14 protein-coding genes and 2 pseudogenes are annotated in these 15435 nt (G+C 42.6%); 14 read left to right on the top strand and 2 right to left on the bottom strand.

Annotated elements, in window-relative coordinates:
• Positions 1 to 15 precede the first annotated feature (15 nt).
• The 11 genes and pseudogenes from argF to RIL182_RS22215 form a co-directional block, all read left to right on the top strand.
• Positions 16 to 1005: an ornithine carbamoyltransferase gene (gene argF / locus RIL182_RS19505; protein WP_022111725.1), complete on the top strand. Its 990-nt coding sequence runs from the start codon at positions 16 to 18 to the stop codon at positions 1003 to 1005.
• Between the two features lie 79 nt (positions 1006 to 1084).
• Positions 1085 to 2062, top strand: a complete 978-nt coding sequence (locus RIL182_RS19500) for a biotin--[acetyl-CoA-carboxylase] ligase (protein ID WP_006855340.1) — start codon at positions 1085 to 1087, stop codon at positions 2060 to 2062.
• Positions 2055 to 2396, top strand: a complete 342-nt coding sequence (locus tag RIL182_RS19495; RefSeq protein ID WP_006855339.1) for a DUF6145 family protein — start codon at positions 2055 to 2057, stop codon at positions 2394 to 2396. Before RIL182_RS19500 ends, RIL182_RS19495 begins: the two co-directional genes overlap by 8 nt.
• Before the next feature lie 21 nt (positions 2397 to 2417).
• On the top strand, positions 2418 to 3209 hold the full coding sequence (locus RIL182_RS19490) for a type III pantothenate kinase (protein WP_006855338.1): 792 nt from the start codon (positions 2418 to 2420) through the stop codon (positions 3207 to 3209).
• Positions 3210 to 3281: 72 nt separating this feature from the next.
• Positions 3282 to 4274, top strand: coding sequence for a tRNA dihydrouridine synthase DusB (gene dusB, locus RIL182_RS19485; RefSeq protein WP_006855337.1), 993 nt, complete (start codon positions 3282 to 3284; stop codon positions 4272 to 4274).
• Between the two features lie 167 nt (positions 4275 to 4441).
• Positions 4442 to 4924, top strand: coding sequence for a hypothetical protein (locus tag RIL182_RS19480; RefSeq protein ID WP_242655440.1), 483 nt, complete (start codon positions 4442 to 4444; stop codon positions 4922 to 4924).
• A gap of 72 nt (positions 4925 to 4996) precedes the next feature.
• Positions 4997 to 5476: a transcription elongation factor GreA gene (greA, locus tag RIL182_RS19475; protein ID WP_006855335.1), complete on the top strand. Its 480-nt coding sequence runs from the start codon at positions 4997 to 4999 to the stop codon at positions 5474 to 5476.
• A gap of 58 nt (positions 5477 to 5534) precedes the next feature.
• Positions 5535 to 7472 (top strand): lysine--tRNA ligase, encoded by a 1938-nt coding sequence (lysS, locus tag RIL182_RS19470; RefSeq protein ID WP_006855334.1) that lies wholly within the window; start codon positions 5535 to 5537, stop codon positions 7470 to 7472.
• A gap of 252 nt (positions 7473 to 7724) precedes the next feature.
• Complete coding sequence (locus RIL182_RS19465) at positions 7725 to 8609, top strand: MerR family transcriptional regulator (RefSeq protein ID WP_006855333.1); 885 nt, start codon at positions 7725 to 7727, stop codon at positions 8607 to 8609.
• A gap of 133 nt (positions 8610 to 8742) precedes the next feature.
• Entirely contained in the window at positions 8743 to 9000 is a 258-nt protein-coding gene (locus RIL182_RS19455) for a zinc-ribbon domain-containing protein (RefSeq protein ID WP_006855332.1), read from the top strand.
• Positions 8981 to 9214 (top strand): annotated as a pseudogene (locus tag RIL182_RS22215) (reverse transcriptase domain-containing protein); the annotation flags it as partial. The gene RIL182_RS19455 and the pseudogene RIL182_RS22215, both read left to right, overlap by 20 nt.
• A gap of 44 nt (positions 9215 to 9258) precedes the next feature.
• Here the strand turns inward: RIL182_RS22215 and RIL182_RS19445 are convergent.
• Positions 9259 to 9948: an IS630 family transposase gene (locus RIL182_RS19445; protein ID WP_118210885.1), complete on the bottom strand. Its 690-nt coding sequence runs from the start codon at positions 9946 to 9948 to the stop codon at positions 9259 to 9261.
• Positions 9945 to 10409, bottom strand: coding sequence for a helix-turn-helix domain-containing protein (locus RIL182_RS19440; protein ID WP_006855331.1), 465 nt, complete (start codon positions 10407 to 10409; stop codon positions 9945 to 9947). Before RIL182_RS19440 ends, RIL182_RS19445 begins: the two co-directional genes overlap by 4 nt.
• A gap of 91 nt (positions 10410 to 10500) precedes the next feature.
• On the opposite strand from RIL182_RS19440, the pseudogene RIL182_RS19435 reads away from it, so the two are divergent.
• The 3 genes and pseudogenes from RIL182_RS19435 to RIL182_RS22365 form a co-directional block, all read left to right on the top strand.
• Positions 10501 to 11256 (top strand): annotated as a pseudogene (locus RIL182_RS19435) (reverse transcriptase domain-containing protein); the annotation flags it as partial.
• 228 nt (positions 11257 to 11484) lie between these two features.
• The gene (locus RIL182_RS19430; protein WP_006858468.1) at positions 11485 to 15129 is read left to right on the top strand and encodes a M64 family metallopeptidase; all 3645 of its coding nucleotides are present in this window, start codon (positions 11485 to 11487) and stop codon (positions 15127 to 15129) included.
• The gene (locus tag RIL182_RS22365) at positions 15086 to 15340 is read left to right on the top strand and encodes an InlB B-repeat-containing protein (protein ID WP_082241386.1); all 255 of its coding nucleotides are present in this window, start codon (positions 15086 to 15088) and stop codon (positions 15338 to 15340) included. Before RIL182_RS19430 ends, RIL182_RS22365 begins: the two co-directional genes overlap by 44 nt.
• Positions 15341 to 15435: the final 95 nt, after the last annotated feature.

Below are 15435 nucleotides of genomic sequence, written 5' to 3'. Positions count from 1 at the left end.
AGGAGAGAAAAGGACATGAACTTAAAAGGACGTAATTTTTTAAAACTAATGGATTTTACACCGGAAGAGATTACATACATGATCGACCTTGCGGCAGATCTGAAAGCGAAGAAAAAACAGGGCATCCCGCATGACAGCCTGACCGGAAAAAATATTGCACTTATCTTTGAAAAGACAAGCACCAGAACACGCTGCTCTTTTGAGGTGGCAGCACATGATCTCGGCATGCATGTTACTTACCTTGACCCGTCAGGTTCCCAGATCGGCAAAAAAGAGAGCATCCCGGATACCGCCCGTGTGTTAGGACGTATGTTTGATGGTATTGAATACCGTGGATATGGACAGGATATCGTCGAGGAGCTTGCAAAATATGCAGGCGTACCGGTATGGAACGGCCTGACCAACGAGTTTCATCCGACACAGATGCTTGCAGATATGCTGACGATCCGTGAGCACCTTGGCAGATTAAAAGGTGTGAGACTGGTTTACATGGGCGACGCACGTTATAATATGGGTAATTCCCTGATGGTGACCTGTGCAAAACTCGGTATGGATTTTGTTGCATGTACAAGCAAAAAATACTTCCCGGATGCAAAACTGGTAGAGTATTGCGAAGGTGTTGCAAAAGAAACGGGCGCTTCTATTACCCTGACAGAGGATGTTAAAGAAGGAACAAAAGATGCAGATGTTATTTATACGGATGTCTGGGTATCCATGGGTGAGCCGGATGAGATCTGGGAGGAGCGTCTCCACGATCTGATGCCATATCAGGTAAATAAAGAAGCTATGGCAAATGCAAAAGAGGGTGCCATTTTCATGCACTGTCTGCCGGCATTCCACGACTTAAAGACCAGGATCGGCAAGGAAGTTTATGAGAAATTCGGTTACAGTGAGTTGGAAGTAACGGATGAAGTATTTGAGGGCAGACAGTCTGTCGTATTTGACGAGGCGGAAAATCGTATGCATACGATCAAGGCAGTGATGCTTGCAACGCTTGGAGATTAGTGTGAAAATTTGTGCTGGCACACAAATGTAAGATGAGCAAAGAACAGTGTACCGGGTATGGATATTTTGGAGGAAACAGATGAGGACACAGCTACTAGCGGCATTAAAGGAAGCCGATGATTATATTTCCGGTCAGGAACTGTGTGAGCACTTTGGAGTATCGCGCACTGCAATCTGGAAAGCGGTGAAGCAGTTAAAAGAGGCTGGATATGTGATCGAGGCAGTGCAGAATAAAGGATACAAGATCGTGTCGACACCGGACTGCCTGAATACGGCAGAACTGGAAAGCATCCGGAAAACAAAGTGGGCAGGTCGTGAAATTTTTTATTTTGATACAATTGATTCCACAAACACAAAGGCAAAACAGCTTGCGGAGGAAGGACATCCGACTGGAACGCTGGTTGTTGCGGAAAAACAGGAAGCAGGCCGCGGCCGCCGTGGAAGAGGATTTGAATCACCGGCGGGTGTCGGGATATTTATGACTCTGGTGCTCAAACCGGATTTTGCACCGGATCGCGCTTCTATGCTGACGCTCATAGCAGCGCTTGCAGTATCGAAAGCCATCTCGGAGAAAACTGGACAGGAAGCAGAGATCAAATGGCCGAACGATATTGTGATGAACGGCAAAAAAGTTTGTGGAATCTTAACGGAGATGAGCGCACAGTTAGATTATATCAACCATGTTGTCATCGGTATCGGTATTAACGTCCAGAATGAGTCATTTCCAAAAGAAATTGAACAGGTGGCGACCTCGATTCTGATGGAGACCGGACAGCATGTGAACCGTGCAGAGCTGATCGAGGCAGTGTTAGAACAGTTTGAACGTTATTATGAAATATTTTTAGAAACCGAAGATTTAAGCGGTCTGGTCAAAGAATATAATGCACATCTGATCAATATGCAAAAACAGGTCAGGGTATTAGATCCCAAAGAACCTTATGAGGCAAAAGCAATGGGAATCACGCCGCATGGTGAGCTGATCGTGGATACCTGGGAAGGCAGAAAACTGGTATCCTCCGGCGAAGTTTCCGTGAGAGGAGTATACGGATATGTCTGAGAGAGAAGAAGTGGTGCTCTGCGGAGCGAGCGCTTACAATAAAAAATTTTATCTGAATCAGGATTTTAAGGGACTGCCGGACTCGATCAAAGATGAATTAAAGATTATGTGTGTCCTTTTCACGGAGGATATCGGTGGTATTTTTCAGGTCGTCTTTGATGAGGAAGGCAATTTAGAGTTCCGTACTTCCAGTGATGAGAATGATCTTTTGTATGATGAGATCGGATGCGGACTAAAAATACGTGAGCTGCAGCGCACAAAAGAAGAACTGCTTCGCGCTTTAGAGATGTATTATAAAGTGTTATATATTGGTGTGGACGAATCAGAAATGTAAAGAAAAAGGTAGGAAAATACGATGGTAATCACGATTGACGTAGGAAATACAAATATCACTGTAGGAGTATTCCGTGGGGATGAGGTAATGGCAACTTTTCGTATCACGACGAAGATGCCGCGTACTTCGGACGAGTATGGAATGCTTTTGTCAAATCTGTTAGAGCAGAATAAGATCAGACATGATGACATCGAGGATGCAATCATAGCTTCTGTTGTTCCAAATGTTATGCATTCCTTAGAGGGTGCGATCATCAAATATTTTGGTATCAATCCAATCATTGTGGAGCCGGGTACCAAAACAGGAATCCGCGTGGTAACCGAGAACCCGCGGCAGATCGGTGCAGACCGTATCGTGGATGCGGCAGCAGCATATGAGCTGTATGGCGGACCGGTACTGGTACTTGATTTTGGCACTGCCACTACTTATGATCTGGTCGATAAAAACGGAGCATTTGTTTCCGGGGTAACTGCACCGGGAATCCGCATTTCTGCAAAGGCACTGTGGGAAGATGCGGCGAAACTGCCGGAGATCGAAATTCGCAAACCGGAGAGTATTCTGGCAAAAGAGACGATCTCAAGCATGCAGGCTGGTCTTGTATATGGACAGATCGGACAGACGGAATATATCGTGAAACATATGATCGAAGAGGCTGACATGGGACCGGTCAAGGTTGTTGCAACCGGTGGATTGGGACGTATCATTGCAAATGAGACAGATGTGATCGATGTGTATGATCCGAACCTGACATTGAAGGGAATGAACCTTATTTATAAGAAGCAGAACCGTAAATCAGGTAAGATTAAGAAATAAGAGATATCTGACCGGGAGATTCAGGATGCCCGGATCGGGTATAAGAGAGCGAATTATTTAGGAAATGGTGGCATGGGAGAAATCAGACGACTTCAGATTGGAAATGTAACGTTAGAAAATAACCTGATATTAGCACCGATGGCAGGCGTGACAGACCTGCCATTTCGTTTGCTTTGCAAGGAACAGGGAGCGGGACTGCTGTGCATGGAGATGGTCAGCGCAAAGGCGATCCTTTATAAAAACAGAAATACAGAAGAACTTTTGACGATCGACAAACGCGAGAATCCGGTGTCGCTGCAGCTGTTTGGCTCTGACCCGGATATCATGAGTGAGATTGCAAAACAGATCGAGGACAGACCATTTGACATTTTAGACATCAACATGGGCTGCCCAGTGCCGAAAGTGGTCAACAACGGCGACGGTTCTGCGCTTATGAAAAATCCAAAGCTCGCCGGGGAGATCATTGAAAAGACTGCCCGTGCAATCAAAAAGCCGGTTACGGTCAAGATCCGCAAAGGATTTGACGAGGAACATGTCAATGCGGTTGAGATGGCTCACATTGCGCAGGAATCCGGTGCTGCAGCAGTGGCAGTCCACGGAAGGACAAGGTCACAATTTTATTCGGGAAAGGCTGACTGGGATATCATAAGACAGGTAAAAGAGGCAGTTTCTATCCCCGTGATCGGAAATGGTGATATTTTAACGGCGGCGGACGTGATCGCAATGCAGAAACAGACCGGCTGTGACGGCTTTATGATCGCACGCGGTGCGGAGGGAAATCCGTGGATCTTTGCGCAGATCCTTCATTATTTTAAGACGGGTGAAGAACTTCCGAAACCGACGTTCGAGGAAGTGACGCAGATGCTTCTTAGGCATGCGCGCATGCAGCTTGAGTTTAAAGGCGAATACACCGGGATCCGTGAGATCAGGAAACACGCGGCGTGGTATACGTCCGGCTACCGCAATTCTTCGAAGCTGCGCGGCAGGATCAATGAGGTGGAGACGTATGAGCAGCTGGAGGCACTGTTTCAGGAGGTTTGCCATTTCCCGATCGGTAGGTTGTGAACCACCTTTTTTTACGTCCAAACTTTATAAAGTGAAAGTCGTGGGGAAAGTAATGAAACGGGAAACGTTGTCATAAAGATGGAAAAAGGGATATTGCAGGGAGAAGTTCGATGTCTTTTTCCAACGAGTTTTTATATGATTTTAAACCGGTGTATGAGGGGATTCTTATGGCAAAAGACGTAAAGCCGGAGCGTGCAGTCGTCGAGGTGATCGATGAGGAGCAGGAGGGAGCGGGCATGTTTGAGCCGGCAGGCGCACTTGAAGTGTTAGAGCAGATCGGGGATGACGTAAACACGCTTACAATTTATACGGACCGGGCTGCATATTTTAGGGAATTTGCAGAGACAATGTATGAGAAGAACGGACTGGTTTCGCTTATCGTATCAAAAAAGCGCCTTGGACTGGCAAAAAAAACGGTGGGATGCAGCAGTATTTTCCTGTTTGATTTTGAGTGGAACAGTGCCTTTTATGAAAAACAGATCGCGCTGGGAAAACATTATATCCCCATCCATAAAAGAGCCTGGCGGACAGCTGAAAATCTTGACATAGCAGTGCCTATCGGTTATAATACTGTGATTGTTAAGAGACCAAAAAAGAAAACGGGGGCGCCGTGGCAGGACAGATTTGAGAAGGCTTTTTATCGTTCATAGCGTCTGGTGCAAAGTATTGTGCCGCCGTATACATGAACCGAACAATAATTATTATAAAGAAGGGTAAATGCAATGGACAAGAAAAACATTCTGACTTATGAAGGACTCAAGAAACTGGAAGACGAATTAGAGAACTTAAAAGTTGTAAGAAGAAAAGAAGTTTCACAGAAGATCAAAGAGGCAAGAGAGCAGGGAGACTTATCTGAGAACGCTGAGTACGACGCTGCAAAGGATGAGCAGAGAGATATCGAGGCACGTATCGAAGAACTTGAGAAAATCTTAAAGAACGCAGAAGTAGTTGTAGAGGAAGAGGCTGACTTAGATAAAGTAAGCATTGGATGCAGCGTAAAGATCCTTGACTGCGAATTTGAGGAGGAATTAGAATATAAGATCGTTGGTTCTACCGAGGCAAACAGCTTAAAAGGTAAAATCTCAAACGAGTCGCCGGTTGGTAAGGCACTGCTTGGCAAACAGGTGGGTGATACCGTTACTGTCGAGACACCGGCAGGTGAGTTTTCATACAAAGTGCTTTCAATTCACAGAGCAAACTAAGAGATATAACGCAAGGGCAGACCGTCTGTCCGTGGAATAAAACAAGTGGAGGATAAACATGGCAGAGCAGAACAATAACCAGCAGGATTTAAATCAGCTGCTTCAGGTACGTTATGACAAGCTGCATGAACTGCAGGAAAACGGAAAAGATCCGTTTGTCATCACAAAATATGATGTGACAAGTCACTCAACCGATATCATTGACAATTTTGAAACAATGGAGGGCAAGCAGGTATCGATTGCCGGCCGTATGATGTTCAAACGTGTGATGGGAAAAGCATCATTCTGCAATATTCAGGACTTAAAGGGACGTATCCAGGTATACGTTGCAAGAGACAATATTGGTGAGGAGATCTACAAAGATTTCAGGAAATCTGATATCGGCGATATCTGGGGCGTAAAGGGATACGCTTTCCGTACCAAAACAGGCGAGATTTCTATTCATGCTGAGGAGATGACACTGCTGTCAAAATCATTACAGATCCTTCCGGAGAAATTCCACGGACTGACTGATACAGATATGCGTTACCGCCAGAGATATATCGACCTGATCATGAATCAGGAGAGCAAGGAAGTATTCATCAAACGTTCCAAAATCTTAAAAGAGATCCGTAATTTCTTAGCTGACCGTGATTTCATGGAGGTTGAGACTCCGATGCTTGTATCTAATGCAGGCGGAGCAGCGGCAAGACCGTTTGAGACACATTATAATGCTTTAAATGAGGATGTAAAACTGCGTATCTCTCTGGAATTATACTTAAAGAGACTGATCGTCGGCGGACTTGAGCGTGTATACGAGATCGGCCGTGTATTCCGCAATGAGGGTGTTGACACCCGTCATAACCCGGAGTTCACACTGATGGAGCTGTATCAGGCATACACAGACTATGAGGGCATGATGGAACTGACAGAGTCCATGTTCCGTTATCTTGCAGAAAAAGTCTGCGGAAGTACAAAGATCAGCTACAATGGCATCGAGATCGACCTTGGCAAGCCATTTACACGCATGACCATGAACGATGCGATTAAAAAATATACCGGAATCGACTTTGATACCGTAGCAGATGATGCAGCAGCAAAGAAACTTGCTGAGGAGCATCACATTGCATACGAGGAACGCCACAAGAAAGGTGATATCATCAACCTCTTCTTCGAGGAGTTCTGTGAGAAAGAACTGATCCAGCCGACCTTTATCATGGATCATCCGATTGAGATTTCTCCGCTTACCAAGAAGAAACCGAGCGATCCTACAAAGGTAGAGCGTTTCGAGCTTTTCATCAATACATGGGAAATGTGTAACGCATACTCCGAGTTAAACGATCCGGTCGACCAGCGTGAGCGTTTCGCAGCACAGGATGCAAATGCAGCAGCCGGTGACGATGAGGCAGAGCACACAGACGAGGATTTCTTAAATGCATTGGAGATCGGTATGCCGCCAACGGGTGGTATCGGATACGGAATCGACCGTCTTGTGATGTTACTCACAGACAGCGCAGCAATCCGCGACGTTTTACTGTTCCCGACAATGAAGTCCTTAGATGGTGTAAATAAGAAAAATGATGTCAATAATACAGCTTCTGAAGCACCTGAAAAAAATGTAAAAACTGAGTCTGAAAAGATTGATTTTTCTAAGGTAAAGGTAGAGCCTTTATTTGAGGAATTTGTTGATTTTGATACATTCAGTAAGTCAGATTTCCGTGCAGTAAAGGTTAAAGAGTGTGTTGCAGTACCGAAGTCAAAGAAACTGTTACAGTTTACGCTTGATGACGGAACAGGCACAGACAGAACCATTTTAAGCGGTATTCACGCTTATTATGAGCCTGAAGAACTGGTTGGAAAGACGCTTATCGCTATCACAAATCTTCCACCGAGAGCTATGATGGGCATTGACTCTTGCGGTATGCTCCTCAGTGCTATCCACGAAGAAGAAGGCGAAGAAAAGCTCCATCTTCTGATGGTTGATGACCATATTCCAGCAGGTGCAAAGCTCTATTAAGATGATGTAAAGATGTACCGTTTTACCGAATAGACGGGACGTACTTCATTTGATAAAAAACTAAAAAAACAGCGATTTACATCAATTGATGCAGAAATCGGTGCAAGCAAGAAAAAATCGCATAATTGGCAGAATGAATGGGCAGTCCTGAAATCGGGATTGCCCATTTTTAGAAGAAAGACGAAAAACTCTTGACCTGCACGCAGCGTATACGCTTATACTATCAACATAAATCATAAGGAGGTGCATCGGATGTTATTAAATGAAATTATAAATGAGGTTGGAATGACAAAGCGTGCAGTTAAGTATTATGAAGAAAAAGGATTGCTGTCAGTGGATAAAGATAACAATGGTTATCGTAACTATACTGCACAAGATGTTGAAACTTTAAAAAAGATTTCAGTATATAGAAAACTCGGTATTAGTATTAAAGACATACAGAGCCTTTTGGAAACTGGCGACAAAAGTATTCTTCTTCGTATTTATCAAGAAAAAGTGCAGGAAAAAGTTTTAAAAGACTCAGAACTTGAAGCTTTGAAGCAATTTATAGATGATGGTGACGCAGACAAAGCAAATGAGGCACTTGATTATCAAACCGTTGAAAATGCAATTGAGTCTTTGCTACCGGGAAAAGAATGGGGAGATTATTTTAAAAGTCATTTCAAACCATTTCTTAATGTAAGGTTGAAGACTCTGGAACAGAAGCAGGCACTACATAATATATTAGAATATTGCGATGAAACGACATTGAAAGTTCCTTTTATTATGGGAATAGGTGCGAAGATGATAGGTGGGATTGCACAAGAAACCAGAAACGCAGATGAGATGATAGCCTATTATCGTGATATGAGTGAAAGTGAATATGAAAGACTAAAAGAAAAAGTATGGAAAGGTGCTAAAATGAAAAACGGTATAATGAAATACCATCCAGCATTTATTGCACAGAGAAAAATGCAGAAAGAGTTACAAAATAAAGGATATAACGATATATTCATTCCTAATTTAATGGTTCTGTCTCCAACGTATGCAGAATATAAGAAAGCGTTAGATAATGTGAACGATAGAATGTGTAGAGAACTTGGACTGTATTATGATAGCAATTATAACTTAGTTATTAAAAAAGATAATTCTAAGTAAAAGTTAAACTACCCTTTGGGAGAGGAGAAATCCTTTTCTCAAAGGGCTTTTTCTATTTATACGGATATTCGCAAACTACAAGATAAAGCCAAAACTTCATATACTCTAAGCACAAGGAGGTTGAGGTTTGGCTATGAACAACAGTTTAGCAGAAGTACACCCAGAGCTTATTACGGAATGGTCGGAGAAGAATTTACCGCTTACACCTGATGATATTACCTTTGGTTCAAATAAAAAAGTATGGTGGAAAGGTACTTGCGGACACGAATGGCAAACAAGCGTTAAGGCTCGTTCTAATGGAGAAAAATGTCCGATATGTTCCGGTGCGAGAGTGATTGCAGGTATTAACGATTTGGCGACATTAGAGAGCAGTTTTAACACCAATCTATGAGGAACAATTCCATGACCATAGCTATGGATTCAGACCGAACAGATGTGCACAGCAAGCAATCCTTACAGCACTCGATATGATGAATGACGGAAATGATTGGATTGTAGACATTGACTTGGAAAAGTTCTTTGACACAGTAAATCATGACAAACTTATGACTATCATAGGTAGAACTATTAAAGATGGAGATGTTATCTCTATTGTCAGAAAATACCTAGTGTACTGTATCATTGAAATTTAGTATATCTGCCACTTTAATTAAAAAGTGACAGATGATAGTGTCGGATACAGTGATATCAGTTTTTCCCGTGCATCCCCTGTTTGGAAATGCCACTGTATCTTAGCTGTATCCCGATTACGTTCCATTTCCCATGCTGATAACTCACATTTAAGTTTGTCAAGGGTGGATATTCGACGCGAAAGACATTGGCGTGTCATTACATTAAGCTCAATTTCTGCCATGTCAAGCCAACTTCCATGTTTAGGCGTATAGTGGATTTCCAGTCGTTTTATGATCCTTCTTGCTTCTGATGGTGGAAATGCTTTATAAAGTGAAGCAGCTTTATGGGTGTTTAGATTGTCCATTACCAGTATGATTTTCTTTGCATCTGGAAACATTTCATCTGACAGATATTTGATTTCCATTGCCCAGTCAATTGCAGTACGGTGTTCATGGACACTCACATGGTGTCTGCCGCCAAGTGGTTCAACAAAAGCAAATATGCTGCAGGTGCCATTCCTCTTATATTCGGAATCCGTTTTCTGGTTGTCACCCGGACGAACAGGCAGTGGCTGCCTTACATCATCCAAAAGCTGGTATGGCTTTTCATCCATACAGACAACAGGGTACATCGGGTCATATGGGAGTTCATAAACATCAAGGACATCTTCCATGCAGGCTACAAAATCAGCATCTTCTTTTGACGGAATACACCAGTAATCATTCATGTGAGGTCGAAGTTTATTTTTTTTAAAGCCCTGCCGATGGTATCTTTACTGACTGGAACATCAAGTACAATTTTTGCCTGTTCTTCCAGCAGACGGAGTGTCCAGCGGGAATGTCCTTCCGGTGCAGGACTGCACGCAATTTCAATAATACGAGCCTCAGCACGCCCATCAAATTTTCTGCGTGCATTATCAGAATTGACATTCCGGTTCATTGTACGGATACCCTGGATGCCTTTTTCGGAATAAAGCTTTACAGTATTCATGATAGTAGCCATACATACACAATTTGTTTTGGCAGACTGTGCATGGGTAAGAACTTTACCGTGTGCCTCATCTAGATCAATGATAATCTGGCATCTGTTTCGAACAGTTTTGGTTGTTTGCTTTTTACGCATAACAGATTTTAGTTCCTTGAGTTCGTCATCCGTTAATGAAATATTATATTTTTTTGGTCTTGCCATCTAAAATCACCGCCGTTTCTTTTTAGTATATCATGAAACGGTTTGTCAGACCATAAAATTAATTAAATATCAATGCTACAGTATACTAGTCAGTGGAATCATGATTGACGATGAGTATGAGGATTCTATCGTGGGAACACCTCAAGGTGGAAATCTCTCGCCATTATTGGCAAATATTATGCTGAACGAACTAGACAAGGAAATGGAAAAGAGAGGACTTAACTTTGTACGGTATGCGGATGACTGTATCATTATGGTCGGAAGTGAAATGTCTGCGAATAGAGTTATGAGAAATATCTCACGATTCATTGAGGAAAAACTAGGACTTAAAGTCAATATGACGAAGAGCAAAGTAGATAGACCAAGAGGAATTAAATACCTTGGGTTTGGATTCTACTACGATACAAGTGCACAGCAATTCAAGGCGAAACCACATGCAAAATCAGTAATGAAGTATAAGAAGAGGATGAGGGAACTCACTTGTCGTAGCTGGGGCGTTAGCAACAGCTATAAAGTGGAGAGACTTAATCAGCTTATCAGAGGATGGATTAACTACTTTAAGATAGGTAGTATGAAAACTCTCTGTAGAGAACTTGATGGAAACATTAGATATAGAATACGCATGTGTATTTGGAAACATTGGAAAACACCACAAAACAAAGAGAAGAATTTGGTTAAACTCGGCGTTCCAAGATGGGCGGCACATAAAGTTGCAAATACTGGCAATCGGTATGCACACATGTGTCACAATGGATGGATACAAAAGGCTATAAGCACAAAGAGACTAACTTCATTTGGATTAGTCTCAATGTTAGATTACTACACCGAAAGGTGTGTTACTTGTTAAGTTGATTGAACCGCCGTGTACCGAACGGTACGCACGGTGGTGTGAGAGGTCGGGAAATCACTCAGATTTCCCTCCTACTCGATCATATTTAATAAGATTTTCTTCTTCGTGTAATATTAAATGTGTCGGCTGTAAAATTAACAAAAATCTAATTGGATTTTCATTGACACATATAACACCTTACAATATAATAAAAGCAAATATATAGCTTATAAAGGAAGTTCCTTAATGACAAAAAAAATAACCGCAATATTCTTGGCATTGTGCATGGCAATTTCCGTTTTGCCGATGACCATTCAGGCGGCATCAAAGCCCGATATTAAAGTTGGCGACTATGTTAAAATGGGCGCGTATAACAATGCCTCAATTCTTTGGCGATGTGTAAGCATTGACAATAACGGACCGCTTATGCTTGCAGACAAAATTGTTGACACCCTTGCATATGATGCCAAAACAAATGACAACAGCAATTCAAAATCACACAGCAGAAGCTATAAGCGTGATGATTACGGTTCTAACTATTGGAAAGACAGCAATATGCGTTCTTGGTTAAATTCGACCGCAGCTGAAGGCAAAGTCGATTGGCTTTGCGGCAACCCTCCGAAAGACGGATATGTAAGCGGTGTGGGAGCGTACAACGAAAAAGCGGGTTTTCTCAACGCTTTTTCAAAATCTGAAATTGCGGCAATGAAAACCGTTACCCAGCGTTCTCTCGTTTCTCATCCCGAATACAACAAGGGCATAGTTGATGGAGACGCAAATTCGGATTTGTTATACTACACCGATATTTCGGAAGCGGTGGCAAACTACGACAGTTCATATTTTGAAACTACAACCGAAAAGGTTTTTCTTCTTGATGTAAAGCAGGCTAATGCCGTGTGGAAAAATCTCAAAGGTTATTATGTTGCGTATAATAATGACGGTATGGCTTGGCCTTATTGGCTTCGCACTCCTGTTACCGATTGCAATCATGATATGCGTTATATCAGTTCATCGGGTCAGGTCGGTCGTTATGCTCCGTGGTATTCCGATTTGGGCGTAAGACCTGCATTTTATCTCGATTCCGAATATTTTGTTACAACTTCCGGCAGCGGCTCACAAAGCAGTCCTTATATCGGCTCTGCTCCAAATAAGCAAGAGGATGATTATACAATTTCGGAACCTGCCGAGGACGCAAATCCCGATTGGAATGTCAGCACCGAGCAAAGCATTCAGCTCACCCTCGGCCCGTGGTATTCAAATGACGGAAAATATTCTAATCCTACCATCCCTGTTTATACCATCCAAAAAACACGCAGCGACACGGAAAATATGGTTGTTGTCGTTTGCGGCGAGGGATACACAAAAAGTCAGCAGGGCAAATTCATCAATGATGTCAAACGACTTTGGCAGGACGCTATGAAATATGAACCGTATCGCAGTTATGCCGACAGATTCAATGTTTACGCTCTTTGCACAGCTTCCGAATCGACTTTTGACAATGGTGGAAGCACCTTCTTTGATGTTATAGTCGACAAACATAATTCGCCTGTTATTTCTAATAATCTCCACGGAAGTCAGTGGAAAAATCATATTTTTGAGAGATGTATCGGTCCTGAATTTATCGAGAAAATTCACGATGCTCATATCAAAAAAAAGTGTGATCCAAACACAATTCCGTCCGGTTCGGAATATGAGCCTTATTATTATGTTCACGATTATATTGCTCAGTTCGCTATGGTTGTAAACACAAAATCAGATTTCGGCGGTGCTTATAATAACCGTGAATACGGCTTCCATTATTTCATTTCGCCATCAGACAGTTATCGTGCGTCAAAAACTTTTGCACACGAGTTTGGACACGGTTTGCTCGGTCTCGGTGATGAATACAGTGACGGATATTTGCTTGACGATAAGGAACTTAAATCACTCAATCTTTCCTCGGTTGAAGACCCGGAAAAGATAAAATGGCGACAGCTTTTAGGTTTTAGAAACACATATACCTGCCGCAATGCTTACGGCTCAAAAATGCTTGTTTCAAGTTATGAGTGCATAATGAGAGACACAAACTATCAATTCTGTGAGGTTTGCCGTTTGCAGGGCTTCAAGCGAATGTCTCAGCTTGTTAAGGATGTAGACCTTTATGTTGCAACTCCCGAGGTTAAGGAATATACGGGCGCTTATTCAAAGCCGTCTGATTTTACCGACCTTGAAACAAGTTCATATTATAATTACACATATAATCGCAATGACCGACTTTTGAGCGGCAACAGCAAAAGCAGATTTAATACTAATATGAACGGTAAAAAAATCGAGCTTAGAACTGTTATTCAAAACATTTCAGATAAAAATGCACGACAATTAAAATTCAAAATGTGGATTAAGCACTCCGACGGAAGCGTTGCGACCGATTCATCGGGGAATCCGCTTCAAACAGTACAAACCTTTGACATTCCTGTTTGGAATGATAAGGCAAATTTCTGGCCGCTCGGTGCTTTGGATCACATCAAAAGCGACTTTAATTCAGGCTTAAAGAGTTGCTCGCTTATTTATCAAATTCCGTCTGATGCACAGCTTAAGAGCGGCGATACCGTGGCATTTCAGGTGCTCGATGAAAACGGAAATGTGCTTGCAGACGACAATACGGAAACACAGCGCTACACAACCGTTTCAATTCAGTATAAATTTGAGGACGGCTCTGAAATTCCAAACACTGCCGGCGGAACATTTACCGTGCCATACGGCACAAAGCTTGATTTAACACCGGCAAAAACACTTTATGATTATGAATTTATAAAGGTTGACGGCTTGAATAAGCCTATTGTTTCGGACGGAACGGTTGTTACATATTATTACAAAAATAAAAACGAAGAACACACTCACAATCTGACTTTGGTTGCTGCGAAAGCTGCCACCTGCACTACTGCGGGCAATTCCGCATACTACACCTGCGATGGCTGTGACAAGTGGTTCGCAGATGCAACAGGATCGGTAGAAATTACCGATAAAACCAGTGTGAAGATTCCGGCTCCCGGACATACCGCAGGCACAGAATGGAAGTCTGATGATACTAACCACTGGCATGAATGTTCTCGTTGCCACGACAAAAAGGACGAAGCGGCTCACGATTACGGTTCTGACAATGTTTGCGACACCTGCGGATATTACAAAACTGTACCGCACACTCACAATCTGACTTTGGTTGCTGCGAAAGCTGCCACCTGCACAGAGAGCGGTAAGGAAGCATACTACAAGTGCGAAGGTTGTGGAAAGTTCTATGAAGATGTACTCGGTACAAAGGAAATAACCGACCTTGCATCTTGGGGCAATATTGCTAAGATTGCCCACACCACAAAGCAAACCGTAACAAAGGCATCAAGCATAAAGCTTAAAGCAACATCATTAACATATAACGGAAAGGTTAGAACACCTAAGGTTATTGTTAAGGACAGAACAGGAAAGACACTTGTTAAGAATACTGACTATACTGTGTCTTATGCAAAAGGCAGAAAGTATGTTGGCAAGTACGCAGTAAAGATTACCTTTAAGGGTAAATACAGCGGAACAAAGACGCTTTATTTCACAATCAAGCCAAAGGCAACAAGTATTTCCTCACTTAAAGCAGGTTCAAAGAAGTTTACAGTAAAGTGGAAGAAGCAGGCTACACAGACAACAGGCTATCAGGTACAGTACAGTGCCTCAAGTAAATTCAGCAAGGCTAAGACCGTAACAGTAGGCAAGAATACAACAGTATCAAAGAAAATTTCAAAGCTTTCGGGCAAGAAAAAGTATTATGTAAGAGTTCGCACCTATAAGACAGTTAAGATTAACGGCAAATCCATAAGGATTTATTCAGGCTGGTCAAAAGCTAAGACTGTTACAACAAAGAAATAAAAACTATACCGTAACCTTTGATTCTGCCGGTGGCTCTGCAGTAACGACTCAGACTATCGAAGAAGGTCAGAAGGCAACCAAACCTGCCGCTCCTACCAAGTCTGACGATACCACCAAGCCTTCGGATGATGTTCAGAATCCGCAGACCGGCGACAACAGTATGAGTGGCTGTGGATCGCTCTGCTGTTCGTCAGCGGCTTCGGAGTTGTGACAACTACTGTTTATACTAAAAAAGAAAATCTGTGAAATAACAGATAGCTAACCATTTAAGGATGGCGGTAGCGGAGCTTCCGCTGCCGCCTTTTC

It is taken from the genome of Roseburia intestinalis L1-82 (genome assembly GCF_900537995.1).
Taxonomy (GTDB): domain Bacteria; phylum Bacillota; class Clostridia; order Lachnospirales; family Lachnospiraceae; genus Roseburia; species Roseburia intestinalis.
The sequence above is the reverse complement of the archived record's forward strand: the minus strand, read 5'-3'. Positions and strand labels throughout refer to the sequence as shown.

Coding starts and splice junctions, on each gene's coding strand:
- RIL182_RS19465 (WP_006855333.1), top strand. CDS start 7,725: ATGTTATTAAATGAAATTATAAATGAGGTTGGAATGACAAAGCGTGCA.
- RIL182_RS19445 (WP_118210885.1), bottom strand. CDS start 9,948: ATGAATGATTACTGGTGTATTCCGTCAAAAGAAGATGCTGATTTTGTA.
- RIL182_RS19500 (WP_006855340.1), top strand. CDS start 1,085: ATGAGGACACAGCTACTAGCGGCATTAAAGGAAGCCGATGATTATATT.
- RIL182_RS19490 (WP_006855338.1), top strand. CDS start 2,418: ATGGTAATCACGATTGACGTAGGAAATACAAATATCACTGTAGGAGTA.
- RIL182_RS19455 (WP_006855332.1), top strand. CDS start 8,743: ATGAACAACAGTTTAGCAGAAGTACACCCAGAGCTTATTACGGAATGG.
- RIL182_RS19495 (WP_006855339.1), top strand. CDS start 2,055: ATGTCTGAGAGAGAAGAAGTGGTGCTCTGCGGAGCGAGCGCTTACAAT.
- RIL182_RS19440 (WP_006855331.1), bottom strand. CDS start 10,409: ATGGCAAGACCAAAAAAATATAATATTTCATTAACGGATGACGAACTC.
- lysS (WP_006855334.1), top strand. CDS start 5,535: ATGGCAGAGCAGAACAATAACCAGCAGGATTTAAATCAGCTGCTTCAG.
- dusB (WP_006855337.1), top strand. CDS start 3,282: ATGGGAGAAATCAGACGACTTCAGATTGGAAATGTAACGTTAGAAAAT.
- argF (WP_022111725.1), top strand. CDS start 16: ATGAACTTAAAAGGACGTAATTTTTTAAAACTAATGGATTTTACACCG.
- greA (WP_006855335.1), top strand. CDS start 4,997: ATGGACAAGAAAAACATTCTGACTTATGAAGGACTCAAGAAACTGGAA.
- RIL182_RS19480 (WP_242655440.1), top strand. CDS start 4,442: ATGGCAAAAGACGTAAAGCCGGAGCGTGCAGTCGTCGAGGTGATCGAT.
- RIL182_RS19430 (WP_006858468.1), top strand. CDS start 11,485: ATGACAAAAAAAATAACCGCAATATTCTTGGCATTGTGCATGGCAATT.